This window comes from Chelativorans composti (assembly GCF_039541695.1).
GTDB lineage: Bacteria > Pseudomonadota > Alphaproteobacteria > Rhizobiales > Rhizobiaceae > Chelativorans > Chelativorans composti.
The window spans coordinates 108,472-132,435 of sequence record NZ_BAABGS010000074.1; the positions used below are offsets into that span (position 1 = coordinate 108,472).

A 23,964-nucleotide genomic window follows, 5' to 3' on the forward strand; every position below is an offset into this window, starting at 1 on the left:
TCCGCGGCTCAGCCGACACTGTTCAGGAACGGGATCCAGAGCACGAACAGAAGCACGGCAGCGGCCACCAGGCCGTCGACGCGATCCATCACGCCGCCATGGCCGGGAATGAGATTGCCGGAGTCCTTCACGCCGTGGCGGCGCTTCACGGCGGACTCGAACAGGTCACCCGCTTGCGACGCCACCGACAGCAGGACGATCACGAGGATGAGCTGCAGCGGATGAATGCCCTCCCAGGCGAGCGAGGCCACGAGCAGCCCGGCGATCACGGCCCCCAGCGTGCCGCCGACGGCGCCGCTCCAGGTCTTGCCGGGCGAGATGGAGGGAGCGAGCTTCGGCCCGCCAAGCGCGCGGCCGACGAAATAGGCGAGCGTATCTGTGCCCCAGACCACCGCGAACAGGAAGAAGATGGTCCAGCGCCCGTCCGCGTCCGCCCCACGCAGATAGACGAGCGCGGCGGCGGGAACGGCGGCATAGAGGATGCCGAGGCCGGCCCAGAGCCCCCTGCCCGTCGCCAGGCCGGAGACGGCCCCGACGGCGGCGGCGATGGCGATCCCGCCGAAGACGTGGATGGGATGCAGACCGAGCAGGAGCAGCGCGAGGCCCGCGGCAAGCGCGAGGCGCGAGACCGCGAGGTGCAGCCGGTGATCCTCGCCGCGCATCGCCATCCACTCGAAGAACATGGCTGCGGCCATCGCCGTGGCGAACAGGCGGAAAATGAACCCGCCGTACCAGGTGATCAGCAGGACCGCCGCACCGAGGATCACGCCCGAAATGACGCGCAACTGAAGATTGCTGAGCGGCTTCTTGCCGTCCGTGCCGGTCATCACACGATCGCTTCCCGGGTTTCGATGCCGCCGAACCGGCGGGTCCGCTTCTCGAAGATGCGCAGCGCCTCGGCGAACTCCTCCTCGCCGAAATCGGGCCAGTAGCAGGGCAGAAAGATGAACTCGGCGTAGGCCGCCTGCCAGAGCAGGAAGTTCGACAGCCGTTGCTCGCCGCCGGTGCGGATGATCAGGTCGGGGTCGGGAATCCCGGCTGTGTCGAGATGGGCCCCGAAAGCGTTGACCGTGATGTCATCCGGGTCGAGCTCGCCGTTCTTCACGCGGTGCGCAAGGGCGCGCGCCGCGCGCGTGATCTCGTCCCGGGACCCGTAATTGAAGGCGATGACGAGGTTCATGCCGGTGTTCCCGGCGGTGACCGTTTCGGCTTCCGCGAGCAGGCCGGCGATATCGGGTTCGAGCCCTGCCCGGCTGCCGATGACGCGCATTCGCACGCCATTCCTGTTCAGTTCCGCCAGGTCGCGGCGGATGAACATGCGCAGGAGGCCCATCAGGTCGGTGACCTCGGATTTCGGCCTGGACCAGTTCTCCGACGAGAACGCGTAGAGCGTCAGCCAGGGGATCTGCATCGTGCCCGCGGCGTTGACGGTCCGCCGCAGTGCGTCGATGCCAGCCTTGTGGCCGGCCGTGCGCGGCAGGCCCCGGGCCGTCGCCCAGCGACCGTTACCGTCCATGATGATCGCCACGTGTGCGGGTTTCACAGGCGCAGACCTTCTGTTCACCGACCGCCTGCCCGCACCTCAGACCTGCATGATCTCGGCTTCTTTCTCGCTCAGAAGCTTGTCGATGGTGGAGATGGTGTCGTCGGTCATCTTCTGGACGCGGTCGGACTGGGTGCGGGCCTCGTCCTGGGTGATGATGCCTTCCTTCTCGGCCTTCTTGATGGCGTCCATGCCGTCACGGCGCACATGGCGCACGGCGACGCGGGCGCTCTCCGCGTACTGGTTGGCGAGCTTGGCGAGCTCCTTGCGGCGTTCCTCGTTCAGCTCGGGCAGCGGAATGCGAAGGGTCGAGCCCTCCATGATCGGGTTGAAGCCCAGGTTGGACTCGCGGATCGCGCGATCGACCGCCCCAACCAGGCTCTGGTCCCACACGGAAACCGAAAGCATGCGGGGCTCGGGCACCGTGATCGTGGCGACCTGATTGATCGGCATCGTGGAGCCGTAAGCCTGCACGGTTACCGGGTCCAGCAGATTGGCCGATGCCCGGCCAGTGCGCAGCGCCGCCAGATCCTGCTTGAAGGCAGCGACCGCGCCTTCCATGCGTCGGGCCAGATCCTTGAAATCAACACCGTCGGCCATGCCAACTTCTCCTTACAACTGAGACTTGCCGGGGGCAGGATCATTCTCAACGATGGTGCAGCGTCCTGCGCCCAGAAGAATATCCTTGAACCCGCCCTCTTCGTGAATCGAAAAGACGATTATCGGGATGTTGTTTTCACGCGCAAGCGCAATCGCCGCAGCGTCCATGATCTGCAGGTTCTCGCGCATCACCTGCTCGTGCGTCAGGCGCTCGTAGCGGACGGCATTGGGATCCTTGCGCGGATCGGCCGAATAGATGCCGTCCACCTGCGTGCCCTTGAACAGCGCATCGGCGCCTATTTCGGCAGCGCGCAGCGCCGCCGCGGAGTCGGTCGTGAAGAACGGGTTTCCGGTGCCGCCCGCGAAGATGACGACCTTGCCCGCGTTCATGTAGGCCGTTGCCTGGCGCTGCGAGAAGCTCTCGCACAGTTCCGGCATGGCGATCGCGGAAAGCACCACGGCATCGACGCCGAGCTTGTGCAGCGAGGTGCGCAGCGCCAGCGAGTTGATGACCGTCGCCAGCATTCCCATGTGATCGCCGGTCACGCGGTCGCCGCCCTTGGAGGCCACGGCCACCCCGCGGAAGATGTTGCCGCCGCCGATGACCACGCCCACCTCGACGCCCAGTTCACGAACGGATGCGATGTCACGGGCGATCTGGTCGACCACGTTCACGTCGATTCCGAAACCCTGCTGGCCCATCAGGGCTTCGCCAGAGGCTTTGAGTACGACGCGGCGGTATCGGGGTTGCTGGGTCATGGTCCTCTCTTCAGGCATCCGGATTGCGATTGGAATGCGACCAGAACGCGGACACGTCGAAGGGCGACACGGGCACGCGAAAGGGCCATGCAGGTCCGCCGGGATGCCCGCTGTCCGTTCCTATTGTCGCCTACACGAAGGGCACCGCGTTGTCACGCAGTGCCCTCCAAAAATAACCAGAAAACGGTCTATTAGCTCTTGACGGCTGCGGCCACTTCGGCGGCGAAATCCGTCTGCTCCTTCTCGATGCCCTCGCCCAGAGCAAAGCGCTGGAAGGCAACGATCTTGGCAGGAGCGCCGATCTCCTTCTCGGCTTCCTTGAGGGCAGCCTCGACGGTGAGATCAGGGTTGATGACGAAGTTCTGCTTGAGCAGGACGACTTCCTCGAAGAACTTGCGCAGGCGGCCTTCCACCATCTTTTCGATGATGTTCTCCGGCTTGCCGGACTGACGGGCCTGCTCGGCGAAGATGTTCTTCTCGCGCTCGACCAGAGCCGGGTCAACCTCGGCGTCGGTCAGGGCAGCCGGGCTGGTGGCAGCGATGTGCATCGCCACCTGGCGGCCGAAGGCGCGGGCGGCGTCGGCATTGCCCTCGGTCTCGATGGCGACCAGAACGCCGATCTTGCCGAGGCCTTCGCTGACGGCATTGTGGATGTAGGTGGCAACGGCGCCCTTGCCGACCGACAGCTTGGCGGAGCGGCGGAAGGTGATGTTCTCACCGATGGTGGCAACGGCGTCCTTGACGGCCTGCTCGACGGACTTCTCGCTTCCCGGATAGGTTGCGGCAGCAACGGCCTCACGGGTGCCGTCGGTCGCCAGGGCAACGGCCGCCACGTTACGGACCAGATCCTGGAAGGCATCATTGCGAGCAACGAAGTCGGTCTCGGAGTTCACCTCGACGACCACGGCGCTGGTGGCGTTGCCGGCCACGCCCACCAGACCGTCGGCGGCGGTCCGGCCGGCCTTCTTCTCGGCCTTGGCGATACCCTTCTTGCGCAGCCAGTCGGCAGCGGCCTGCAGGTCACCACCGGTCTCCGCGAGCGCGGCCTTGCAGTCCATCATGCCGGCGCCCGTCATTTCGCGCAGTTCTTTGACCAGTGCAGCTGAAACGCTCATCATCGCCTCTTTCAATTTCTCTCAAACCAGTCATGGTTCCGTGCGTCTCGCGCCCCGGAACCATGACCTGAACTTCAGTCTGGGAGGCCAGGGCCTCCCGCTACGGATGGATCTCAGGCGCTGGCTGCGTCGTCAGCGGCAGGCACATCCTCGATCGCGGTTTCGACCGGAGCCTCTTCCGAAGCGCCGATGTCGAAGCCCAGAGCACCCTGCTGGCGCTCAATGCCGTCGATGGCGGCGCGGGCGATCAGGTCGCAATACAGCTGGATGGCGCGCGCAGCGTCATCGTTGCCCGGGATCGGGTAGTCGACAACGTCCGGGTCGCAGTTGGAGTCGACGATCGCCACGACCGGGATGCCAAGGCGGCGCGCTTCCTGCACGGCGATGGCTTCCTTGTTGGTGTCGATGACGAACATCAGATCCGGCGTCGAGCCCATGTCGCGGATACCGCCGAGGGCGCGGTCCAGCTTCTCGCGCTCACGCTCGAGGTTCAGGCGCTCTTTCTTGGTGAAGCCCTGGGCTTCGCCGTTGAGCAGGTCGTCGAGGCGGCGCAGGCGCTGGATCGAGTTGGAGATCGTCTTCCAGTTGGTGAGCATGCCGCCGAGCCAGCGGCTGTTCACGTAGTACTGGGCCGAACGGCGGGCAGCGTCGGCAACGATGTCCGAAGCCTGGCGCTTGGTGCCGACGAACAGCACGCGGCCACCCTGCGCAACGGTGTCGGACACGGCCTTCAGAGCCTGGTGCAGCAGCGGCACGGTCTGGCTGAGGTCGATGATGTGGATGTTGTTGCGCACGCCGAAGATGTACTTCTGCATCTTCGGGTTCCAGCGGTGAGTCTGGTGGCCGAAATGAACGCCAGCTTCCAGCAGCTGACGCATGGTGAAATCGGGCAGTGCCATCTGTATCTTTCCTTTCCGGTTGAACCTCCGCGGACCGTGGGCGACCTTCGCCGCCACCGGGGGCGTTCGGCATCACGCCGAAAACCTTGATCCGCGTGTGGGATGCGCGCGCATATAAAGGGTATTGGCCGATGACGCAAGTGCCGGCGATCAAATGGCTTCCGTTTCAGCGCCGCCGGAAGCCGCCCTGCCCGGACGGCGGGGACGCGCCTATCGGTCCTTCTTGGGACCCTTCGTGCAGGATGTGTCGATCTTGCCCGGCGAGAATTCGATCAGATCAGCCGCCATCGAATAATCGGGGTAGCGAATGACGATATCCGTCTGGACCCCGTTTTCGTGCATCCTGAAACTGACGTCATAGTCGCTGATGTGCTCACCCTCCTGCTCCGAACCCGGCTCGAAATAGGCCATCGTCACGGGGAGGAACTTTTCCTTGCCGAGGTCGCCCAGAACCTTGCGCGCAGGGCCCGTCAGCTCCTTCGGTCTGCCCACGACCACAGACACCAGAACGGCGTCGTCCACCATCTCCGTACCGTCGAACACCGCGCTCTCGTAGAAGCGCTTGCCTTCCCGCACCTTGTCCATCATCTCGATGACCTGGCTGGTGGGAAACTTCGCCGCCTCGAACTCGACCTCGGCCTTCTCGGGCTTGGTGTACTGGACAGTGACGCCGTCGCCCCCCAGGGTCGCAGAACCTTCCACTTCCTGCTCGAGCTCGTCATCCGCGTAGGATTCGCTCTTGAACTTGAAGCTGCGGCCGTCGCCGGTCTCGAAGGTGGACACGCGCCGGTCGATCAGCCGGCTCCCGTCTGCCGTCTCGAAGCGCATGACCAGGCGGGACTCGGCCGTGTAGCCCTCGCACGCGTTGCCGCTGAAATCGAAGACCCACCGGCCGGAAAGGGCTTCGATGTCGGAAGTGTCGCTAACGGAAACCAGCTTCAGGTCGTATACTGCCCTGTGAGGAAGCAGAGGAGCAGCGGCAGCCCTTTCGGCGCCATAAAGGGCACTTACACCGAGCAATACCAGACCAAAGCCGTGACGCACCATTCGCATTGAGAGCTCCGCTTTGGCTCGGTTTAACATGAATGACGCCTCCGGGTACACGGCCTGGACCGCGAGTCCTGAAGGATGCGGCGCGATTCTGCAACCGCTATTGGAACGACGGGAGTGCATCCATGTCCGAACTGATCGAACGGCGCCTCCTCGAACTCGGCGTCGAACTTCCGCCTCCGGCACCGACGGTTGCCAACTACCTCGCATCCGTGCGCATCGGCCAGCTCATCTTCCTGGCCGGTCAGCTTCCCTTCAAGGACGGCCGGCTGATGGCCATGGGCATCCTCGGCCGCGAGCTCGGCACGGAGGCCGGCAAGCTCGCCGCCAAATGGTGCGCCGTCAACGTGCTCGCCGAGATCCGCAACACGCTGGGCGGCTTCGCGGACCTGCGCCGCATCGTGAAGATCGCCGTTTTCGTCGCCTCCACGCCGGACTACACGGAACAGCACCTGGTCGCCAACGGCGCCTCCGACTTTCTGGTTGCAGCTCTCGGCGAACGGGGCGAACATGCGCGTTCGACCATCGGCGTGGCGTCCCTGCCGCTCAATGCGCCGGTGGAAATCGAAGCGATCATCGAAGCTGACCGGATCTGATGCCCGACCTTTCCTGGCTCATCGAGCGTCCCATCGCCCATCGCGGCCTGCATGATCTCAACCGCACGGTCTGGGAGAACACACTGGCCGCCTTCTCCGAGGCTATTCGGCATGGCTATGCGATCGAATGCGATGTTCAGCTGTCCGCCGACGGGGTTCCGGTTGTCTTCCACGACAGTTCGCTGAAGCGGCTGACCGGACGCGATGGAGACGTCGCGGATCTCACTGCCCGCGAGTTGGCCGGCCTCTCCATCGGCGGTACGGGTGAGCGCATTCCCTCGCTCGGCGACATGCTGGCCCTTGTGCGGGGACGGGTGCCGCTCGTCATCGAGCTCAAGGGAACGCCGGGGCGCGACGGCCAATTGGTAGCGGAGGTGGTCCGCAGGCTTGCAGCCTACCGGGGCCATGCGGCGATCATGTCGTTCGACCACCACCTTATAAGAGACATGGCCCGTCACGCCGGGGCCATTCCCTTCGGCCTCACTGCCGAGGGACAGGACGAGGCGGCGCTCGAGCGGCACTTTTCCATGCTCGCCCATGACATTTCCTTCGTCTCCTACAATGTGCGGGACCTGCCGAACGGGTTTGTTCACTTCGTCCGCGGGCGGCTCTCCATTCCGGTCATCACCTGGACAGTGCGTGACGAGGAAGCCGCCGCCGTGACCTTTGCATACGCCGACCAGATGACCTTCGAGGGCTTTCTGCCGCCGCTCCACCGTGATCCGGGAGGCTTCCATGGCTGACGACACCACCCTGACGGTATTGTCCCGATTCTCCGGGTTCGAGCGCGAGGAATGGAACCAGCTTGCAGGAACTTCACGTGCCGATGGAAATAGTTACTACAATCCCTTCATTTCATACGACTTTTTACTCTCCAATGAAGAAAGTGGATGTGCGTCGGCGCGTACCGGCTGGCTGCCGCAGCATCTGGCGCTGCGCGCGGGTGACGGCACGCTGATCGGTGCCGTGCCCTGCTATCTGAAATCCCACAGCCAGGGCGAATATGTCTTCGACCACGGCTGGGCGGATGCCTTCGAGCGCGCGGGCGGCCGCTACTACCCTAAACTGCAGGTCTCCGTCCCCTTCACGCCCGTCACAGGCCCGCGGCTCCTGGTCCGGCGCGGAGTGGATGAAAACGCGGTGCGTCAGGCGCTTGCGGGCGGACTGAGAACGCTCACCCGCCAGCTCGACGTGTCATCGGCGCACGTGACCTTCGCCACGCGGGACGACATCGCCGTCCTCGAGCGGGACGGCTTTCTGCTCAGAACCGACAAGCAGTTCCATTTTTTCAACGAAAGCTACCGAAGCTACGAGGACTTTCTCGCCACACTGGCCTCGCGCAAGCGCAAGGCGCTGAAGAAGGAGCGGCGAGAGGCGGTGGCGCCGGGAATCGAGATCGACTGGCTGACGGGCGGCGACATCACGGAAGCCGCCTGGGACGATTTCTTCGCCTTCTACATGGACACGGGCTCGCGCAAGTGGGGCCGGCCCTATCTCAACCGCCTGTTCTTCTCGCTGATCGGTGAGCGGATGGCCGACGACATCCTGCTCGTCATGGCCCGACGAAACGGTCGCTATATCGCCGGCGCGATCAACTTCATCGGATCGGACGCACTCTACGGGCGCAACTGGGGCGCTATCGAGCATCATCCGTTCCTGCACTTCGAGGTCTGCTACCACCAGGCGATCGAGTTCGCGATCGCCAGGGGGCTCAGTCGCGTGGAAGCGGGGGCGCAGGGCGAGCACAAGCTCGCGCGCGGCTATGTTCCGGTAACCACGATGTCAGCCCATTACATCGCCCATCCGGCGCTCCGGCGCGCGGTGGCGGACTACCTGGAGCGGGAGCGGCAGGAGGTGGAGATGGTGGGCGAGTATCTCAGCCAACATTCCCCATACCGAAAGGTGTCCTAAACCGTGGCCGGGGCTTGACCGCCCCCGTCCCAGATTCCAATCATCGGTCAAAACAACGAGAACGCTCGATAAGGAACAGCCGATGACATCCAACGTCTACGACGAGAACAATCCCTTCGCGAAAATCCTGCGCGGCGAGCTGCCTTCCCACAAGGTCTACGAGGACGAGCATACCTACGCCTTCATGGATATCATGCCGCGCACCGACGGGCATTGCCTGGTCATTCCGAAGAAGCCGTCGCGCAACCTGCTCGATGCGGAGCCTGAGACGCTCGCCCGCGTGATGGCGACTGTGCAGAAGATCGCCCGCGCCGCCATGAACGCCTTCGACGCCGATGGTCTTGTCATCGATCAGTACAACGAGGCGCCGGCCGGACAGACCGTCTTCCACCTCCACTTCCACGTGCTGCCACGCTACGAGGGTGTGCCCCTGCGCCCGCACGGCGAAAAGATGGCAGATCACGCGGTCCTTGCCGAGCAGGCGGAGAAGATCCGCAAGGAACTCGAAAAGCTCGCTGCCTGATGCGTCAGGCGACCGGATCGGCTGCGCCGGCTCGATGGAACCGATGGGCCGATCCGGCATTTCCGCACTTCCGAACAGGAAACCCGCTTTAGGGCACCTACTATTTCCGGAATTGCACCAATCGAGGCGGGGGCGCAGCCTTCCAGCGTATTCGGAGCGTGGCTTCAGATACGCCGGATCAATTCGCGGAAGACGGTATGGACTATCCGAGAATTAACCGCCGCTTCGCACAAGCGTGCTTTGCGCTGCCCCCCATTGCCGGGTCCCTCACCAGCATCGTCTGGCACGGGGGCGCCATCTGGTGCCTGTGGCTCATCGCTTCCCGTCGGGAACCGCTGAGCCGCGACCGAACCATGTGGACCCTGACCGGGCTACTCTATGCCTATGTCGCCGCTTCCGTCGCCTCCGCCCTCGTCAACGGGCTCGAGCTCCACCAGGCGGAGGACCTCGTGCGGCTCGCGACGCCCCTGCTCTTCCCCTTCTCCTATTCGCTCTTCGCAATCGCGCGAAAGCGCGAGATTGCGGACTCTGCCGCGATTGCCGCCGCGGTGGGGTGCGCCGGAGGCGCCGCGATCGCGCTCCTGCAGTTCATCGCGACGGACATGCGCCCGGAGGGAGGTGCAGGAAACGCGCTTGTTTTCGCGACCGTCTGCTGCCTTGGCGGCATCACCTGTCTTGCCGGCGCCCTGACACTGAGATCTGCCCTTCAGGAATGGCTGCTGGCCGGCTATGGGGCGGCCTGGATCGGCATGATCCTGGCCGGCGGACGCTCCGTCTGGCTTGCCGCGGCAGTCATCACCGCTGTCATGCTCATCGCTTCACGCAGAAGGATTCGCACCCTTTTCGGAAGGCATGCGGCTGCCACCGTGGGCTGCGTTCTTGCCGGCGCGATCCTGCTTTCCGGCGTGCTGGTCTCGCGCGTCGAGCTTCTCGTGGCGGACTGGGAGACCCTCACCGAGCAGAACTCCTACGATACATCGCTCGGCGTGCGGGTCCTCCTGTGGAACCACGCCATCGAGCTCATCCGCGAGCGCCCCCTCCTCGGCTATGGGATTCAGAACACCAAGGCTCTCGTCCAGCAGGCCGCTCACGATGCTGACCTGTCGGTCCGCACCTTCACGCATTTTCACAATGGCTACCTGACCATCGCCGTGCAGTCGGGGATCTTCGGACTGATCCCACTGGTCGCGGTGATGGTAGTGGCTGCGGTGGCGGCACTGCGTGCGCTGAAGAATGACAACGATGCACCAAGCCGCTTCGGAGCCCTCGTTCTACTCGGCGGAGTGTTGACCTACGCCATTGGCGGCACCTTCAACCTGATCCTCGGCCACGACATTCTGGACACTTGCCTCATGATCGTCCTGATTACGGGCGCATGGCTCGCCTGCGGCACCGAGCGCGCTCCCGGAGCGGACGACACAGCGCTCCGGCAGGAAACCGGGCCAGAGGCGCAGCGCGATGAGCCGTCATCCCCGGCGAGCGTTCCCCGTTGAAAAGAGCAGCGGGACAAGCCGTCCAGGACCAGCACATTCGGCCACGATTACCTCTCCCCAAACGAAAACACGCCCCGGAGGGCGTGTTTCAAGGTTTTGATTGCCGGAATCCCGCCCGAGGGCGTCAGGCTCACTGCTTCCGGGGCAGCTGGGGAACGAGGCTGCGCTTGCGCGGCTCCTTCGTTTCCTTGGGTTTCGCCGCGGACTTGGGCTTTGCCTTGCGGGTCGCCGTCTTCCGCGTCCGGGCGGGCACTTCCCGCTTCGGCTTCACCGGAACCTCGTCCGGAATGGCCTCCAGCTTCAATCCCTTGCCGCCTTCCGGCTTCTCCTCGACGGTAACCTTGACCGTGCCGCCCTTCTTGAGCTTGCCGAACAGCAGCTCCTCGGCGAGCGGCTTCTTGATGTGCTCCTGGATCACCCGGGCCAGCGGACGCGCGCCCATGTGCTCGTCGTAGCCCTTCTCGGCGAGCCACGCGATTGCCTCCTCCGACAGGTCGAAGGTGACATTGCGCTCGGCGAGCTGCGCCTCGAGCTGCATGACGAACTTCTGCACAACCTGGTGGATGATCGGCGTCGGCAGCGGCGCAAACGGAATGATCGCGTCGAGGCGGTTGCGGAACTCCGGCGAGAACAGGCGGTTGATGGCCTCCATGTCGTCGCCTTCGCGCCTGGACGAGCTGAAGCCGATCGCCGGCTTTGCCAGATCCGCCGCGCCCGCGTTCGTCGTCATGATGAGGATCACGTTGCGGAAGTCGATCTTCTTGCCGTTGTGATCGGTGAGCTTCCCGTGATCCATCACCTGCAGCAGGATGTTGAACAGATCCGGATGCGCCTTCTCGATCTCGTCGAGCAGCAGCACGCAGTGCGGATGCTGGTCGACGCCATCGGTCAGCAGGCCGCCCTGGTCAAAGCCGACATATCCGGGCGGCGCGCCGATGAGGCGCGACACCGTATGCCGTTCCATGTACTCCGACATGTCGAAGCGCAGCAGCTCCACCCCGAGCGAGGTTGCGAGCTGCTTGGCCACTTCCGTCTTGCCGACACCCGTGGGGCCGGAGAACAGATAGCAGCCGATCGGCTTGTCGGGCTCGCGCAGGCCGGCGCGCGCCAGTTTGATGGACGAGGCAAGCGCCTCGATCGCGCGGTCCTGTCCGTAGACGACGCGCTTGAGCTCGGCTTCCAGATTGGCGAGCACCTTTTCGTCGTCGGCGGAAACCGTCTTCGGCGGAATGCGCGCCATCGTGGCGATGGTCGCCTCGATCTCGCGGACGGTGATCGTCTTCCGGCGCTTGTTCTCGGGCAGCAGCATCTGCGCCGCCCCGGTCTCGTCGATCACGTCGATCGCCTTGTCCGGCAGCTTGCGGTCATTGATGTAGCGGGCCGACAGCTCCACCGCTGCGCGGATCGCCTCGTTGGTGTACTTGACCTTGTGGAAGTCCTCGAAATAGGGCTTCAGGCCCATCATGATCTCGACCGCATCCTCGACCGTCGGCTCGTTGACGTCGATCTTCTGGAAGCGGCGAAGCAGCGCCCGGTCTTTCTCGAAGAACTGCCGGAACTCCTTGTAAGTCGTTGATCCAATGCAACGAATTGCACCGGACGAGAGCGCCGGCTTGAGCAGGTTCGAAGCATCCATTGCACCACCGGAGGTAGCGCCCGCGCCGATCACCGTATGAATCTCGTCGATGAACAGGATGGCGCCCGGATATTCCTCGAGCTCCTTCACCACCTGCTTCAGGCGTTCCTCGAAATCGCCCCGGTAACGCGTGCCTGCCAGCAGCGTACCCATGTCGAGCGCGAAGATCGTGGCGTCCAGCAGGACGTCCGGCACGTCGCCCTCGACGATGCGCTTGGCGAGGCCCTCTGCGATCGCGGTCTTGCCGACGCCGGGGTCACCCACATAGAGCGGGTTGTTCTTCGACCGGCGGCAGAGGATCTGGATGGTGCGGTTGATTTCGGCCTCGCGGCCGACGAGCGGGTCGATCTTGCCCTGACGCGCCTTCTGGTTGAGGTTCACGCAATAGGCGGTCAGCGCATCCTGCTGCTGCTTCTTCTTCGTGCCCTCCTCCGTGTCCGCGGCGCTGCTCTGGTCCTCGTCGGCGCCGCGCGGCATGCGGGTCTCGCTGGCGCCGGGGCGCTTAGCGATGCCGTGGCTGATGTAATTGACCGCGTCGTAGCGGGTCATCTGCTGCTCCTGCAGGAAGTAGGCAGCATGGCTTTCCCGCTCGGCGAAGATCGCCACGAGCACATTGGCTCCCGAAACTTCTTCGCGGCCGGACGACTGCACATGGATCACCGCACGCTGGATCACGCGCTGGAACCCGGCGGTCGGTTTGGAATCCTCGCCATAGTCGGTGACGAGGTTGTCCAGCTCGTTATCGAGGTAATCGGTGATTGTGCGGCGCAGCGCCTCCAGATCGACGTTGCACGCACGCATCACGGCGGCTGCGTCCTGATCGTCGATCAGGGCCAGCAGCAGATGCTCCAGCGTCGCATACTCGTGACGGCGTTCGTTGGCATAGGTCAGCGCCTGGTGCAGCGCGCGTTCCAGCCCTTGCGAGAAAGCGGGCATTCAAAACCTCATTTCTTCTCCATCACGCATTGAAGCGGATGTTGATGCTGACGGGCAAATTCCATGACCTGCGCGACCTTCGTTTCGGCCACCTCATACGTATAGACTCCACATTCACCCACGCCATGGTTATGGACATGCCACATGATCTTTGTGGCGGTCTCACGATCCTTGCGGAAAAATCGCTCCAGAACGTGCACGACGAAATCCATCGGCGTGTAGTCGTCGTTCAGAAGCAGCACCCGATAGAGATTCGGCCGCTTTGTCCTGGTCTTCGTCTTGGTAATGACCGCCGTGCTGCGGCCAAGATCGTTATTGCCGCCCTCTTCGCCCCCAATGGACATCCGTAAAGCGTCGCCTGGCATTCTCATCTCGAGATCTTCAACTTCCCATCCAACCATTCACGCTCACAGCGAGCTCACATGTAGGGTTCTCGGCCCTCCATTTTAACCCCCTTCCCTCATCGTACGATAAAGGGGCCTGGGCTCCAATGGCCTCGGATCCACTTCGTTCCCGCAGGCCAGCGGAAAAAGCTGCGCGCCACCGTGACCGCACATGAACTTCCCACAAAGGGTGTTGCCGGAGCAGCCACTGGCGCATCTCCTCCGCAGCGGCGGCCGACAAACCTCCATGCATATTATTCTAGCAATTTTCACCGAGAATAATACTGATCCTTGCCGGGGAATTTCTCCGTCCGCTTGCCGGCCAGACAACCCCGATCGCCGGCCAGGCCTGAGTTTCAGGCACGCGATACAGTGACAGAACCCCTCCGGCTCTCCCAGTTCGAGCCCCGCGGCCGGCAGGATGTTAAATGACAAAATGTAGCATCCGGCGTCATTTCGCGCCCGTCGCCACATTCCGTTCGCATTTTCCGGGCCACGAGAGGGCCTGCGGGAAGCGGGCCGATCATACGGCGACGCCATGAAGCTGGCCACTCCGGATCGTCATGCGGGATAACCGTTTCGGACACCCCAACGGTAATTTTCAGTAAATGTTATCCCGCCCATAAACCAAATGGTAACGCTGCCCGCACTAGTATCGGAACCAAGGGGTTCATGACCTCTACTCCGAAAAAAGTAGTGGGTGTGATGGTGCGTCAGGCGTTGATTGGTATCAGAAGGTTTGTTCGTCGTATCTCTTCCGGAAAGACCGCTGTGATCGCTGCGCTGGCGTTGAGCCTGGCGTCGCCGGCGATGGCCAATCCGAAGTATGCGGGCATTGTCGTCGATGCCAAAACGGGCAAGGTCCTCTACGAGGAGAATGCCGACTCTCCGCGCTTTCCGGCGTCCCTCACCAAGATGATGACGCTCTACCTCACCTTCGAGGCTCTGGACGCCGGCAAGGTCACCAAGAACACGCGCATCACCTTCTCGAAGAATGCGGCCGCCGAACCGCCGACCAAGCTCGGCGTGGGAGCGGGCAACAGCATTACCGTCGAGCAGGCCATCCTTGCCCTGGTCACCAAGTCGGCCAATGATGCGGCAACCGCGCTGGCCGAGCACCTCGGTGGTTCCGAGGCGAACTTTGCCGCCATGATGACGGCCAAGGCCCGTCAGCTCGGCATGACCCGCACAGTGTTCCGCAACGCGCACGGGCTGCCCAACGACGCGCAGAAGACCACGGCTCGCGACATGGCGCGGCTCGGCATCGCGCTCCGCGAGCACTTCCCGCATCATTATCATTACTTCTCCACGCGCGAGTTCCGGTTCGGCAAGCACCGGATCGGCAACCACAACCGCCTTCTCGGCGCGGTCAAGGGCGTCGACGGCATCAAGACCGGCTTCACCCGCGCGGCAGGTTACAATCTCGTCTCTTCCGTTCAGACGGACGGCCGCAGCATCGTCGCGGTGGTCATGGGCGGATCGAGCGCCCGGGCACGCGACCAGCAGATGGCCAACCTGATCAGTCGTTATCTGCCGAAGGCCTCCACAGGCCGCGACCAGCAGCTGATCGCCCGTGGCCCTGTCGTGATCCAGCCGTCCGCGCAGGTTGCGAGCGCCGCCGCCCACAGCCTGCCGAAGATTGCCCCGATCCCGGCCGGACGCCCCTCGGAGGTGCTTCCCGTCACCGCTTACGCCCAGGAACAGGCGAAGGCTGACGAGGACATGCTGGCCCGGATCGTCGCCCAGGACGTGGTTAGGGTCGCCGCTGTCACCGAGGCAAAGGCAACCGACGGCGTCGATCCGGTTCACACCGCATCCGCGCCCGCCCAGGTCTCGTCGCAGCCGACCTCTTCGGCCAGCGGCCAGTGGGTGATCCAGGTTGCCTCCATGCCGACCAAGTCCGAGGCCCTGCGCTTCCTCGAGGAAATGAAGGAGCGCGTCGGCGGCGAGCTTGCCCATGCCAATCCGTTCACCGAGGTGTTCCAGCACAAGGGCAAGACCTTCCACCGCGCGCGCTTCGGGGGCTTCGAGGACAAGGTTTCGGCCTGGAGCGCCTGCGAAAACCTGAAGAAGCAGAAGATCCAGTGCTTCGCCACCATGGCAAACTGATCTCCGGGAGGCTGGCTTAGATCAGCCTCCGGAACCGGCGGATCTGCCGCCAATGAGGGGGTGCCTTCCCCTCCCGGTCAAGGGAGGGGAGATCAACCGGACCTCTCCGAGGTTCAGACGACCGAGTTGTAGTGCGTAATGGGAGTTAGCCGTGTTTGGACAAGAGGATGTCCTTGGCTTCGTTGATCCGGGCAGCAAGAAAAGAAGAGCCCCCAACATCGGGATGCACTCGCTGCATAAGGCGGCGATGGGCCTCGCGGATCTGCGCCGGCGACGCACCGGGTTCAAGACCAAGTATCTCGTAGGCCTCCTTCTCAGTCATGCCGCCCGAACGGCTCGCGCGTCCCTGCCCCGCGCTTTCGTGCGAATCCAGGCGATCACGCCAGGCGGGAAATCGGCCATCAAGATACGTCTCTAGAAGACGGATGCTGTCCTCGTCCTGGGCGCATTCCCGGTAAAGCGCAATCAGATCGTCGAGGGACAGGCTGGACAGATGCCTGTCCTGATAGGTTCCGGCAAGCACCCGTCCCTCGAGCTTGCCGCTGTCGTGATCCAGTTCCATCTCCAGCATGGCCGTCCGCACCTGCGATTTCTGCCCCGGCGACGGCCTCGTGTGCGCGACATAGCGGTTGCGCCCCAGCCAGCCCAGCGCGCCCGACAGAAGCATGCCGCCGAGCGCGGCACGTCCAAGCAGCATGAGAATGGCCCCCGCCAGCCCGAGCGCGATCGGCCCCGCTAACCTCAGGGTGCGGGCGATGGATGCGGGATTCGCCTTGAGAAAAGCATAGACCGCGGTTCCCGCCAGCAGCAGGATGATCAGGACACCGATCAGGATGCTCATGGCTTGCGGCCGCTCAGGTGTTCCAGCATGAGCAGATCTTCGGGTCTGCCTCGCGTCTCGAGCGCCTTCAACCCGCCGCTCGCGTAGACCGCCACCGAGGCCAGCAGCTTCGCCAGCGTCTCGCTCGCGGAACGGTCGAAGCGGAACCAGGCCCCGCGCGACAGCCGGGCGATCTCCTTGAACGCGTTCGTCGCCACCGGATCATGCCCCTCCTGGAAAACGAAGACGGGAACGCCGCGCAAGCCCAGTTCGCCCGCTCTGGCGGCGAGATCGTCGATGTTCTCCTCCATCGCGTCGCCGATGAAGACGAGAGCGTTCACCCGCTCGCGTGCGTGCTCCTTGAGCGCGTGGGTGAGAACCTTGCCGATCTGGGTGTGGCCGCCGCGGCAGTCGATCTTCGTCATGAGCGTCTTGAGGGAGGCGGTGTCGCTCACGAAGCGCGACGCCCGGCATTCGCCGAAGCCGCGATAGTAGACGAGCTGCACCTGCAGGCCGCCAGCTCTCCCGACCGCGTCGAACATACGCGCCTGGATCTCGCAGGCGAGATCCCAGGTGGGCTGCCGGCTCATGGTGGCGTCGAGCGCCAGGATGAGCCGTCCCTTCCCCTCGCCCGTGGATTGGGAGGCAAGCGCACGCGCCTGCCGGACGAAGGCGTCGATCGCGCTCTTGTCCGAGCGAACGTTCGTGATGTCGCCTTGGCTGGATCTGACCGGGCTCTTGCTGGTGCTCATGTTCAAAAGATGTGAGGCCCGGCGCCCGATGGCAAGTCCCCACCGGATTGGAGCGGAGGAAATTCCCCGCCGCAACCTCTACAACAGCCCCAGTTCGGCGAGCTCGCGGCGCAGGCTGTCCGGCAGCTCGGCAGTACCGGAGTCCGAGGCGTCCGCCGGCGCATCATCTGTCGGGAGATAGCGCCAGCCCTGGAAGGCCCTGCGCGGTGCCCACTCGGTGCGGATGACGGTCGGTTCCAACACGAGATGGCAACGGCCAACTCCCTCACCATCCACGAACGGGCGGATATCCAGGAGACGCTGGCGGCAGGTGATCCCGCCGCGCATGACCCAGTAGAGCGAACCGCCGTCCAGAAGCTCGTCCACCCGCTTCGGAACCATCCGTGTGCTGTGGAGCTGCTCGACCGGATGGCCGAGCCGCCGCTTTTCGGCGAGGCGAAGTTCGATCCATTGCTCCAGCTCTTCGGGCGACTGGCAGCCGACACACAGTTTTATGAGATGAAGGGCCATGGGCCCCGTTTCGCGCAAATGCAGGTCTGGGTCAATGCCGCTTTGGTGAATAACAGGGCAGAAATCCGCAACGGCGGCGGCGGAACGGCCCGAAACCGTTCCGCTGCGGAATCAGCATTCCACCACGTTGACGGCAAGGCCCCCGAGGCTCGTCTCCTTGTAGCGCTCGTTCATGTCGAGACCGGTCTGCCGCATGGTCTCGATGGCGGCGTCGAGGGGGACGAAATGGGTGCCGTCGCCCTTGAGAGCGAGCGAAGCGGCCGTGACCGCCTTCACCGCGCCCAGTGCGTTGCGCTCGATGCAGGGAACCTGGACGAGCCCCTTCACCGGGTCGCAGGTCATGCCGAGGTGATGTTCGAGAGCGATCTCGGCCGCGTTCTCGACCTGCGCCGGGGTTCCGCCAAGCACCGCCGCAAGGCCTGCGGCCGCCATGGCGGACGCGGAGCCCACTTCGCCCTGACAGCCCATTTCGGCGCCCGAGATCGAGGCATTGTGCTTGATCAGCCCGCCGATCGCTGCGGCCGTGAGCAGGAACTCGGCCACCTGGCCTTCATCCGCCTCGGGATGGAAGCGCAGCCAGTAATGGATGACGGCCGGAATCACGCCCGCCGCGCCATTGGTCGGCGCCGTCACGACGCGCCCGCCGGCGGCATTCTCCTCGTTCACCGCCATGGCGTAGACGGAGAGCCAATCGTTGGCGGCAAGCGGGTTCGGACGGTTGTTGCGCCATTCCTCCTCGAGTTTCCGGTAGATGCCGCGGGCGCGGCGGCGGATCTTGAGGCCGCCCGGTAGCTCACCCTCCTGGGAAAGGCCACGCTCGACGCAGCTCTTCATGGCCTGCCAGATCCGCCCCACACCGGCGTTGAATTTCTCCTCGTCCATGACGGCGAGTTCGTTCGCGCGTTTCATTTCGGCAATGGACAGGCCGGATTCGGCAGCCATGGCCAGCATCTGGGCTGCATTGGCGAACGGGAAAGGAACATCGTGCCTCTGCTTTGCCGAGCCATTCGACTTCTGGCCCTGCAACTCCTCTTCAGAGACGACGAAGCCGCCGCCCACCGAATAGTACACGCGGCGCAGCAGCAGACGTCCATCGGCGTCGAAGGCCTGGAACTGCATGCCGTTGGCATGGCCAGGAAGCGGCTTCTTGCGGTCGAAGATCAGATCCGCCTCGGGATCGAAGCGATAGGTCGGATGGCCGGGCGGATTGATGGACTTGGTTTGGTGGATCGATTCCAGTGCCCTCTCCGCTTCGTCGGGATCCACCGTATCCGGGGACATGCCCTGAAGGCCCAGCATCACCGCCCGGTCGGTGGCATGACCGACGCCGGTGAAAGCCAGCGAGCCATGCAGGCTCACGGAAATGCGGGCGACCTCGACACCCGCGGGGCGCGGCCAGTCCGAGGAGGCAATTTCGTCCAGAAAGCGCCTGGCGGCGACCATCGGACCCATCGTGTGCGAACTCGACGGGCCAATGCCAACCTTGAAAAGATCAAATACCGACAAGAACACGAATGAACCCCATTTCCTCTCTTCCCCGCCTCTAGCGCGGCACGCCAAACATAGGCCAGCGCAGCCGATTGCGCCACCTGTGCCCGGAAACGACAAAGCGCAGCCCACGGGCTGCGCTTTGTTTTCAGGAAGTCCGTTTTCTATTTGTGCTGTTCTCTACAATGGGATCAGCCATGAGGCTCTGACAGGAAGAACGGCACAAGACTCAGGTTTTTTCTGAGTTCCGTCGGAACGACCGCTTGCTTAGTGCGCCCCGATAAACAACCAGGCAAGGAGGATAATGCCGGCGAAACCAATCGCTGCCTTGGCGGTTACGCCCCAGCAGGATTTTTGTATGGATCCGTCCATTGAATTCCTATGCATCTGTTTCACTCCGCTCTAACCTCCCTCCTCCTCGGTCAGTGCGGTGGATCCCCAATAGCCCCTTTCGGTGACCGAGGCAAGCCGCATCGCGGCAAGACTGTGGCTAGATCGGCTAACCATCGTAAATATCGAGAACAGACACCATTATTTTTCAATGACTTAACCACTCTCCAAATTTAACTCTCCGGTAATAAAATGGGCGTGACCGTGGCGTCAAATTGGCCTGGGGCACGCGTTAGCTGGCGTGACCCGGCGTGATTTGTCGTCGTCCCGATGGGGCGCGAAGCACGGCCTTGGGGATAACTATTCCTGCGCGGCCTCTGGCAGGAGCGTGTCGGTCCGGCCGGTCAGCCAGTAGGCTGAAAGGCCGATCCATTCCCGGAGCGCCGTGGTGAGATTGTGCAGATTGTCGATGACGTTGTCGCGGGCAAGGCCGAAGGTTTCCTGCCCGGTCGTGCGGTAATCGGACGGCCATGGGATGACGTCGAAACCCGCCTTCCTGAACAGGGCGACCGACCGCGGCATATGGAAGGCGGAAGTGACGAGCAGCCAGCGTTCGCCCGGTTTCGGCTCGATCAGGCGGCGGGTCATCACAGAGTTTTCGTAGGTGTCGCGGGACTGGTTCTCAAGCTCGAGGCGGGCGCGATCGACGCCGAGGGCCTCCAGCAGGCGTGGCGCCGTGTCCGCATCGCCCTCACCCGCCAGCATGACCGATCCCGAGCCGCCGGATATGACGATGCGGGCCTCGGGATAGCGCCGGGCGAGGATGGCGGTCTCCACGAAACGGTCGCCGCCCCGGTTGAGCTCATGGCCGCCCCGCGCGAGATTGATCGCGCCCTCGAAGCCGCCACCCAGCACGATGATGCCATCGATGCGAGCGGGCGCGGGGTCCGGCCGGACGAAACGGTCTTCGAGCGGTTGCATGAGAAGCGCGCCGAGGCTGGGTCCAGCCACCGAGCGCAAGAACGAGAAGCGCAGCGGAAGAGGCAGAGAGCGCCGTCTTCCGCCACCGCAAGAGCCCGGCCAGGATGGAGGCGGCCAGCAGAAGCCCGATCAGGTTGACCGGCTGCAACAGCCCCCAGACGATGGCCGAAGCGTAGTGGAACATTCCCCTGCCCGGCGCTGGCGGCTTACCACCAGCGCTTGGGCTCGAAGCGTCCGGCCGACTGCTCGATCACATGGGCGACGCGGAACAGCGTCTCCTCGTCGAACGGACGGCCGATCAGCTGCAGGCCGAGCGGCAGGCCCTTCGAGTCGAGACCGGCCGGAACGGACATGCCCGGCAGGCCGGCCATGTTCACGGTCACGGTGAAGATGTCGTTCAGGTACATCTTTACCGGATCGTTGTGGAGCGTCTCGTCCGCGATGCCGAAAGCGGCGGACGGCGTGGCGGGCGTCAGGATGGCATCGACGCCGGCCTCGAAAGCCAGGTCGAAGTCGCGCTTGATGAGCGTGCGCACCTTCTGAGCCTTCACGTAGTAGGCGTCGTAATAGCCGGCGGACAGCACGTAGGTGCCGATCAGGATGCGGCGCTTCACCTCGCGGCCGAAGCCGGCTGCGCGGGTGTTCTCGTACATCTCGATGATGTCCTTGCCCGGCACACGCAGGCCGTAGCGCACGCCGTCATAGCGGGCCAGGTTCGAGGAGGCTTCCGCCGGGGCAACGATGTAATAGGTCGCCAGCGCATACTTGGTGTGCGGCAGGGAGATATCGACGATCTCGGCGCCCGCGTCGCGCAGCCAGTCGATGCCCTTCTGCCACAGCGCTTCGATCTCCGCCGGCATGCCGTCGACGCGGTACTCCTTCGGAATGCCGATCTTGAGTCCCTTTACCGACTGGCCGAGCGCGGCCTCGTAATCCGGAACCGGAACATCGACCGAGGTCGTGTCCTTGAGGTCCACCGAGGCCATGGACTTCAGCATGATGGCGGCGTCGCGCACGTCGCGGGTGATCGGGCCCGCCTGGTCGAGCGACGAGGCGAAGGCGACGATGCCCCAGCGCGAGCAGCGGCCATAGGTCGGCTTGATGCCGACGGTGGCGGTGAAGGCTGCGGGCTGGCGGATCGAGCCGCCCGTGTCGGTCGCGGTCGCGCCCGCGCAGAGCTGAGCGGCGACGGCAGCGGCGGAGCCACCCGAGGAGCCGCCCGGCACCAGGTCGCGGTCGCTGTCGTCGGCGCGCCACGGGTTGATCACCGGGCCGTAGTAGGAGGTCTCGTTGGACGAGCCCATGGCGAACTCGTCCATGTTGAGTTTGCCGAGCATCACGGCGCCGTCGTTCCACAGGTTGGCGGTGACCGTCGACTCGTAGGGCGGCTTGAAGCCGTCGAGGATGTGGCTGCAGGCCTGGGTGTGGACGCCCTCGGTGGCGAACAGGTCCTTCACGCCGACCGGCACGCCTTCCAGCGGACGGGCCTCGCCCTGGGCGATGCGTTCATCGGAAGCCCTGGCCATCTCGCGGGCCTTGTCGGCCGTGACGGCGACATAGGCATTGATCTTGCCATTCGCCTTCTCGATCTCGGAGAGATAGGCTTCGGTCAGTTCGAGGGCAGTGAAATCCTTGGCGCGAAGTCCGGCCCGGATCTCGGAAATGGTCAGTTTGGTAAGTTCCGTCATGATCTTCCGTTCGCGGCAGCAGCCGGATGACCGGCGGCGGTTGCGTGCTGGGTTCTGGCAGTTCGGCGGGGCCTAGAGCCTATTCGACGACCTTCGGCACCATGAAGAAATTGTCGGCCTGGGTCGGCGCGTTGGCCACGATGTCCGCAGCCTTGTTGCCATCCGTCACCTCGTCGGCGCGCATGCGCATCGCCATGGGGATGACGGACGTCATCGGCTCGACGCCGGCCACGTCCACCTCATTCAGCTGCTCGACAAAACCCAGGATGGCGTTGAGCTCGCCGGTCATCCGGCTCGCCGCCTCGTCGTCAATTGCAATTCGGGCGAGTTTCGCCACGCGCTTCACCGTTTCGGTATCGACGGACATCGTTTCGCTTCCGTTGGTGTCCGGAGCAGTCCCGACGCGGGGCCCGCTCCACGCTATTGCTGTTGCAGTGCCGGGTTCCGACCGCGACCGGGCCGGCACGATGAAATGCTGCTTGGGCTATAATCGTGCGGGGCGCGGCACGCAACGCCGAAGTTGCCGCGCCCCTGAGGCTTCCGCCGGATTAGAGCTCGACGGCCTCGCCGCGGGTCGGCACCACGACCTTCGGGCCGCTGTCCTCGAGGCCTGCAATGAACTTGTCCGGCGTCTGGTCGAGCGCCGGGAACGTGCCGTAGTGGCACGGGATCACCGTCTCGAAGTTGAAGAAGCGCCGGCAGGCGTAGGCCGCCACGGCTCCGCCCATCGTATAGCGGTCGCCGATGGGCACGATGCCGATCTGCGGCTGGTGCAGCTCGTTGATAAGCGCCATGTCGCCGAAGATGTCGGTGTCGCCCATATGATAAAGCGTCTTGTCCTTCGGGAAGTGCAGTACCAGGCCGAGCGGATTGCCGAGGTAGATCGGCGTGCCGTCGGCCGTGCTGAGCGAGGACGAATGCAGCGCGTTCACGAAGGTCACGGTAAAGGCGCCGCAGTCGATCGTACCGCCGTGGTTGCCGGGGTTGACTTTGGCGTTGCCAATGTCCTGCTTGGACATGTACGTGCAGATCTCGGCATTGGCGACGAGCATGGCGCCGGTCTTCTTCAGAATCGCGACAGTGTCGCCCACATGGTCGCCATGGCCGTGGGTGAGCAGGACATGCGTGACGCCCTCGGCGGGGCGTTCCCAGCCTCCCTGCCAGGTCGGGTTCCCGCTCAGGAAGGGATCGATGAGAATGACGGCTCCCTCAACCTCGATGCGAAACGCCGAATGGCCATACCAGGTTATTTTCATCAATCGGTTCCTCGCTTGTTTTGATCGCGCAGGATAAGACGAGCGGCAGCGATGTCAAAAGGAAGTATCGGATGCCAGTCCTGACCATGGAAGAACTCGCCAGTGCCCTACCGCCGCGGGGAATCGTGGCCGGCATAGACCTCGGCACGAAGACCATCGGCCTTGCCGTCTCCGACCCGTCGCTCAGCCTTGCTTCGCCTCGCCCGGTCATCATGCGCAAGAAATTTTCCCAGGATGCCGAGACGCTGCTTGCGCAGCTCGCACGGGAAAACGCCGCCGCGCTGGTCGTCGGCCTTCCCGTCAACATGGATGGTAGTGCAGGACCGCGCGTCCAGTCCACCAAAGCTTTCGTGCGCAATCTCATGCCGATGACGGGTCTGCCGATCGTCTTCTGGGACGAGCGGCTGTCCACCGTGGCGGCAGAGCGGGCACTGCTGGAAATGGATGTGTCACGCGCCAAGCGCGCCACGCGCATCGATTCGGCAGCCGCCGCCTTCATCCTGCAGGGGGCAATCGACCGGCTGCGCAGCCTGCGGAACCAGAATTCTTGAGCCTGAGACACAAACGCCCCGCCGACTCCGCGGGG

At 64.0% G+C, this 23,964-nt stretch carries 23 protein-coding genes and 1 pseudogene; 7 read left to right on the top strand and 17 right to left on the bottom strand.

Going from position 1 to position 23,964, the window contains the following annotated elements; all coding sequences use genetic code 11:
• Window positions 1-8 precede the first annotated feature (8 nt).
• The 7 genes from ABD906_RS14780 to ABD906_RS14810 all read right to left on the bottom strand — a co-directional run bounded on the left by ABD906_RS14780 (window position 9) and on the right by ABD906_RS14810 (window position 5,969).
• Window positions 9-827, bottom strand: a complete 819-nt coding sequence (locus ABD906_RS14780; RefSeq protein ID WP_345100336.1) for a phosphatidate cytidylyltransferase — start codon at window positions 825-827, stop codon at window positions 9-11.
• Entirely contained in the window at window positions 827-1,564 is a 738-nt protein-coding gene (locus ABD906_RS14785) for an isoprenyl transferase (protein WP_345100337.1), read from the bottom strand. The genes ABD906_RS14780 and ABD906_RS14785 overlap by 1 nt, the downstream gene beginning before the upstream one ends.
• 18 nt (window positions 1,565-1,582) lie before the next feature.
• On the bottom strand, window positions 1,583-2,143 hold the full coding sequence (gene frr / locus ABD906_RS14790; protein WP_345100339.1) for a ribosome recycling factor: 561 nt from the start codon (window positions 2,141-2,143) through the stop codon (window positions 1,583-1,585).
• A 12-nt stretch (window positions 2,144-2,155) separates the two neighbouring features.
• Complete coding sequence (gene pyrH / locus ABD906_RS14795; RefSeq protein ID WP_345100341.1) at window positions 2,156-2,902, bottom strand: UMP kinase; 747 nt, start codon at window positions 2,900-2,902, stop codon at window positions 2,156-2,158.
• Window positions 2,903-3,093: 191 nt separating this feature from the next.
• Window positions 3,094-4,017, bottom strand: coding sequence for a translation elongation factor Ts (gene tsf / locus ABD906_RS14800; protein WP_345100343.1), 924 nt, complete (start codon window positions 4,015-4,017; stop codon window positions 3,094-3,096).
• Window positions 4,018-4,130: 113 nt separating this feature from the next.
• Window positions 4,131-4,916: a 30S ribosomal protein S2 gene (gene rpsB, locus ABD906_RS14805; RefSeq protein ID WP_345100345.1), complete on the bottom strand. Its 786-nt coding sequence runs from the start codon at window positions 4,914-4,916 to the stop codon at window positions 4,131-4,133.
• 210 nt (window positions 4,917-5,126) lie between these two features.
• Window positions 5,127-5,969: an EipB family protein gene (locus ABD906_RS14810; protein WP_345100347.1), complete on the bottom strand. Its 843-nt coding sequence runs from the start codon at window positions 5,967-5,969 to the stop codon at window positions 5,127-5,129.
• Between the two features lie 122 nt (window positions 5,970-6,091).
• On the opposite strand from ABD906_RS14810, the gene ABD906_RS14815 reads away from it, so the two are divergent.
• From ABD906_RS14815 to ABD906_RS14835, 5 genes are all read left to right on the top strand, one after another.
• On the top strand, window positions 6,092-6,562 hold the full coding sequence (locus ABD906_RS14815; RefSeq protein ID WP_345100349.1) for a RidA family protein: 471 nt from the start codon (window positions 6,092-6,094) through the stop codon (window positions 6,560-6,562).
• Window positions 6,562-7,305, top strand: a complete 744-nt coding sequence (locus ABD906_RS14820) for a glycerophosphodiester phosphodiesterase (RefSeq protein ID WP_345100351.1) — start codon at window positions 6,562-6,564, stop codon at window positions 7,303-7,305. The genes ABD906_RS14815 and ABD906_RS14820 overlap by 1 nt, the downstream gene beginning before the upstream one ends.
• Complete coding sequence (locus ABD906_RS14825; protein ID WP_345100352.1) at window positions 7,298-8,473, top strand: GNAT family N-acetyltransferase; 1,176 nt, start codon at window positions 7,298-7,300, stop codon at window positions 8,471-8,473. The genes ABD906_RS14820 and ABD906_RS14825 overlap by 8 nt, the downstream gene beginning before the upstream one ends.
• Before the next feature lie 82 nt (window positions 8,474-8,555).
• Window positions 8,556-8,996 (top strand): HIT family protein, encoded by a 441-nt coding sequence (locus tag ABD906_RS14830; protein WP_345100354.1) that lies wholly within the window; start codon window positions 8,556-8,558, stop codon window positions 8,994-8,996.
• A 197-nt stretch (window positions 8,997-9,193) separates the two neighbouring features.
• Window positions 9,194-10,489: an O-antigen ligase family protein gene (locus ABD906_RS14835; protein ID WP_345100355.1), complete on the top strand. Its 1,296-nt coding sequence runs from the start codon at window positions 9,194-9,196 to the stop codon at window positions 10,487-10,489.
• A gap of 130 nt (window positions 10,490-10,619) precedes the next feature.
• On the opposite strand, the gene clpA is transcribed toward ABD906_RS14835, so the two are convergent.
• Together clpA and clpS are read right to left on the bottom strand one after the other, a co-directional pair.
• Window positions 10,620-13,061, bottom strand: a complete 2,442-nt coding sequence (clpA, locus tag ABD906_RS14840; RefSeq protein ID WP_345100357.1) for an ATP-dependent Clp protease ATP-binding subunit ClpA — start codon at window positions 13,059-13,061, stop codon at window positions 10,620-10,622.
• An 8-nt stretch (window positions 13,062-13,069) separates the two neighbouring features.
• The gene (clpS, locus tag ABD906_RS14845; RefSeq protein WP_378188128.1) at window positions 13,070-13,426 is read right to left on the bottom strand and encodes an ATP-dependent Clp protease adapter ClpS; all 357 of its coding nucleotides are present in this window, start codon (window positions 13,424-13,426) and stop codon (window positions 13,070-13,072) included.
• Window positions 13,427-14,149: 723 nt separating this feature from the next.
• Between clpS and ABD906_RS14850 the strand changes: the two genes are divergently transcribed.
• Window positions 14,150-15,553, top strand: a complete 1,404-nt coding sequence (locus ABD906_RS14850; protein WP_425549991.1) for a serine hydrolase — start codon at window positions 14,150-14,152, stop codon at window positions 15,551-15,553.
• Window positions 15,554-15,698: 145 nt separating this feature from the next.
• On the opposite strand, the gene ABD906_RS14855 is transcribed toward ABD906_RS14850, so the two are convergent.
• The 8 genes and pseudogenes from ABD906_RS14855 to ABD906_RS14890 form a co-directional block, all read right to left on the bottom strand.
• Window positions 15,699-16,394 carry a DnaJ domain-containing protein gene (locus ABD906_RS14855; RefSeq protein WP_345100361.1) on the bottom strand — a complete coding sequence of 232 codons (696 nt, stop codon included), beginning with the start codon at window positions 16,392-16,394 and terminating at the stop codon, window positions 15,699-15,701.
• Complete coding sequence (locus ABD906_RS14860) at window positions 16,391-17,125, bottom strand: vWA domain-containing protein (protein WP_345100363.1); 735 nt, start codon at window positions 17,123-17,125, stop codon at window positions 16,391-16,393. The genes ABD906_RS14855 and ABD906_RS14860 overlap by 4 nt, the downstream gene beginning before the upstream one ends.
• Before the next feature lie 78 nt (window positions 17,126-17,203).
• Complete coding sequence (locus ABD906_RS14865) at window positions 17,204-17,635, bottom strand: DUF1489 family protein (protein ID WP_345100365.1); 432 nt, start codon at window positions 17,633-17,635, stop codon at window positions 17,204-17,206.
• 111 nt (window positions 17,636-17,746) lie between these two features.
• Window positions 17,747-19,147 carry an L-serine ammonia-lyase gene (locus ABD906_RS14870; protein WP_345100367.1) on the bottom strand — a complete coding sequence of 467 codons (1,401 nt, stop codon included), beginning with the start codon at window positions 19,145-19,147 and terminating at the stop codon, window positions 17,747-17,749.
• Between the two features lie 666 nt (window positions 19,148-19,813).
• A pseudogene (locus tag ABD906_RS14875) lies at window positions 19,814-20,618 on the bottom strand (YdcF family protein).
• A 22-nt stretch (window positions 20,619-20,640) separates the two neighbouring features.
• A complete protein-coding gene (gatA, locus tag ABD906_RS14880; protein ID WP_345100369.1) occupies window positions 20,641-22,122 on the bottom strand; it encodes an Asp-tRNA(Asn)/Glu-tRNA(Gln) amidotransferase subunit GatA in 1,482 nt (493 codons plus the stop codon).
• Between the two features lie 79 nt (window positions 22,123-22,201).
• A complete protein-coding gene (gatC, locus tag ABD906_RS14885; RefSeq protein ID WP_345100371.1) occupies window positions 22,202-22,489 on the bottom strand; it encodes an Asp-tRNA(Asn)/Glu-tRNA(Gln) amidotransferase subunit GatC in 288 nt (95 codons plus the stop codon).
• 181 nt (window positions 22,490-22,670) lie between these two features.
• Complete coding sequence (locus ABD906_RS14890; RefSeq protein ID WP_345100373.1) at window positions 22,671-23,378, bottom strand: metal-dependent hydrolase; 708 nt, start codon at window positions 23,376-23,378, stop codon at window positions 22,671-22,673.
• Between the two features lie 71 nt (window positions 23,379-23,449).
• On the opposite strand from ABD906_RS14890, the gene ruvX reads away from it, so the two are divergent.
• Window positions 23,450-23,929 carry a Holliday junction resolvase RuvX gene (gene ruvX / locus ABD906_RS14895; RefSeq protein WP_345100375.1) on the top strand — a complete coding sequence of 160 codons (480 nt, stop codon included), beginning with the start codon at window positions 23,450-23,452 and terminating at the stop codon, window positions 23,927-23,929.
• The last annotated feature ends 35 nt before the right edge of the window (window positions 23,930-23,964 follow it).

Bases quoted from the DNA above. Each gene is read 5' to 3' on its own strand.
- ABD906_RS14820 (WP_345100351.1), top strand. From the start codon at position 6,562: ATGCCCGACCTTTCCTGGCTCATCGAGCGTCCCATCGCCCATCGCGGC.
- ABD906_RS14865 (WP_345100365.1), bottom strand. From the start codon at position 17,635: ATGGCCCTTCATCTCATAAAACTGTGTGTCGGCTGCCAGTCGCCCGAA.
- gatA (WP_345100369.1), bottom strand. From the start codon at position 22,122: ATGACGGAACTTACCAAACTGACCATTTCCGAGATCCGGGCCGGACTT.
- ruvX (WP_345100375.1), top strand. From the start codon at position 23,450: ATGCCAGTCCTGACCATGGAAGAACTCGCCAGTGCCCTACCGCCGCGG.
- ABD906_RS14890 (WP_345100373.1), bottom strand. From the start codon at position 23,378: ATGAAAATAACCTGGTATGGCCATTCGGCGTTTCGCATCGAGGTTGAG.
- ABD906_RS14815 (WP_345100349.1), top strand. From the start codon at position 6,092: ATGTCCGAACTGATCGAACGGCGCCTCCTCGAACTCGGCGTCGAACTT.
- ABD906_RS14855 (WP_345100361.1), bottom strand. From the start codon at position 16,394: ATGAGCATCCTGATCGGTGTCCTGATCATCCTGCTGCTGGCGGGAACC.
- ABD906_RS14860 (WP_345100363.1), bottom strand. From the start codon at position 17,125: ATGAGCACCAGCAAGAGCCCGGTCAGATCCAGCCAAGGCGACATCACG.
- ABD906_RS14825 (WP_345100352.1), top strand. From the start codon at position 7,298: ATGGCTGACGACACCACCCTGACGGTATTGTCCCGATTCTCCGGGTTC.
- ABD906_RS14830 (WP_345100354.1), top strand. From the start codon at position 8,556: ATGACATCCAACGTCTACGACGAGAACAATCCCTTCGCGAAAATCCTG.
- pyrH (WP_345100341.1), bottom strand. From the start codon at position 2,902: ATGACCCAGCAACCCCGATACCGCCGCGTCGTACTCAAAGCCTCTGGC.
- gatC (WP_345100371.1), bottom strand. From the start codon at position 22,489: ATGTCCGTCGATACCGAAACGGTGAAGCGCGTGGCGAAACTCGCCCGA.
- ABD906_RS14835 (WP_345100355.1), top strand. From the start codon at position 9,194: ATGGACTATCCGAGAATTAACCGCCGCTTCGCACAAGCGTGCTTTGCG.
- clpA (WP_345100357.1), bottom strand. From the start codon at position 13,061: ATGCCCGCTTTCTCGCAAGGGCTGGAACGCGCGCTGCACCAGGCGCTG.
- frr (WP_345100339.1), bottom strand. From the start codon at position 2,143: ATGGCCGACGGTGTTGATTTCAAGGATCTGGCCCGACGCATGGAAGGC.
- clpS (WP_378188128.1), bottom strand. From the start codon at position 13,426: ATGCCAGGCGACGCTTTACGGATGTCCATTGGGGGCGAAGAGGGCGGC.
- tsf (WP_345100343.1), bottom strand. From the start codon at position 4,017: ATGAGCGTTTCAGCTGCACTGGTCAAAGAACTGCGCGAAATGACGGGC.
- ABD906_RS14810 (WP_345100347.1), bottom strand. From the start codon at position 5,969: ATGCGAATGGTGCGTCACGGCTTTGGTCTGGTATTGCTCGGTGTAAGT.
- ABD906_RS14780 (WP_345100336.1), bottom strand. From the start codon at position 827: ATGACCGGCACGGACGGCAAGAAGCCGCTCAGCAATCTTCAGTTGCGC.
- rpsB (WP_345100345.1), bottom strand. From the start codon at position 4,916: ATGGCACTGCCCGATTTCACCATGCGTCAGCTGCTGGAAGCTGGCGTT.
- ABD906_RS14850 (WP_425549991.1), top strand. From the start codon at position 14,150: ATGGTGCGTCAGGCGTTGATTGGTATCAGAAGGTTTGTTCGTCGTATC.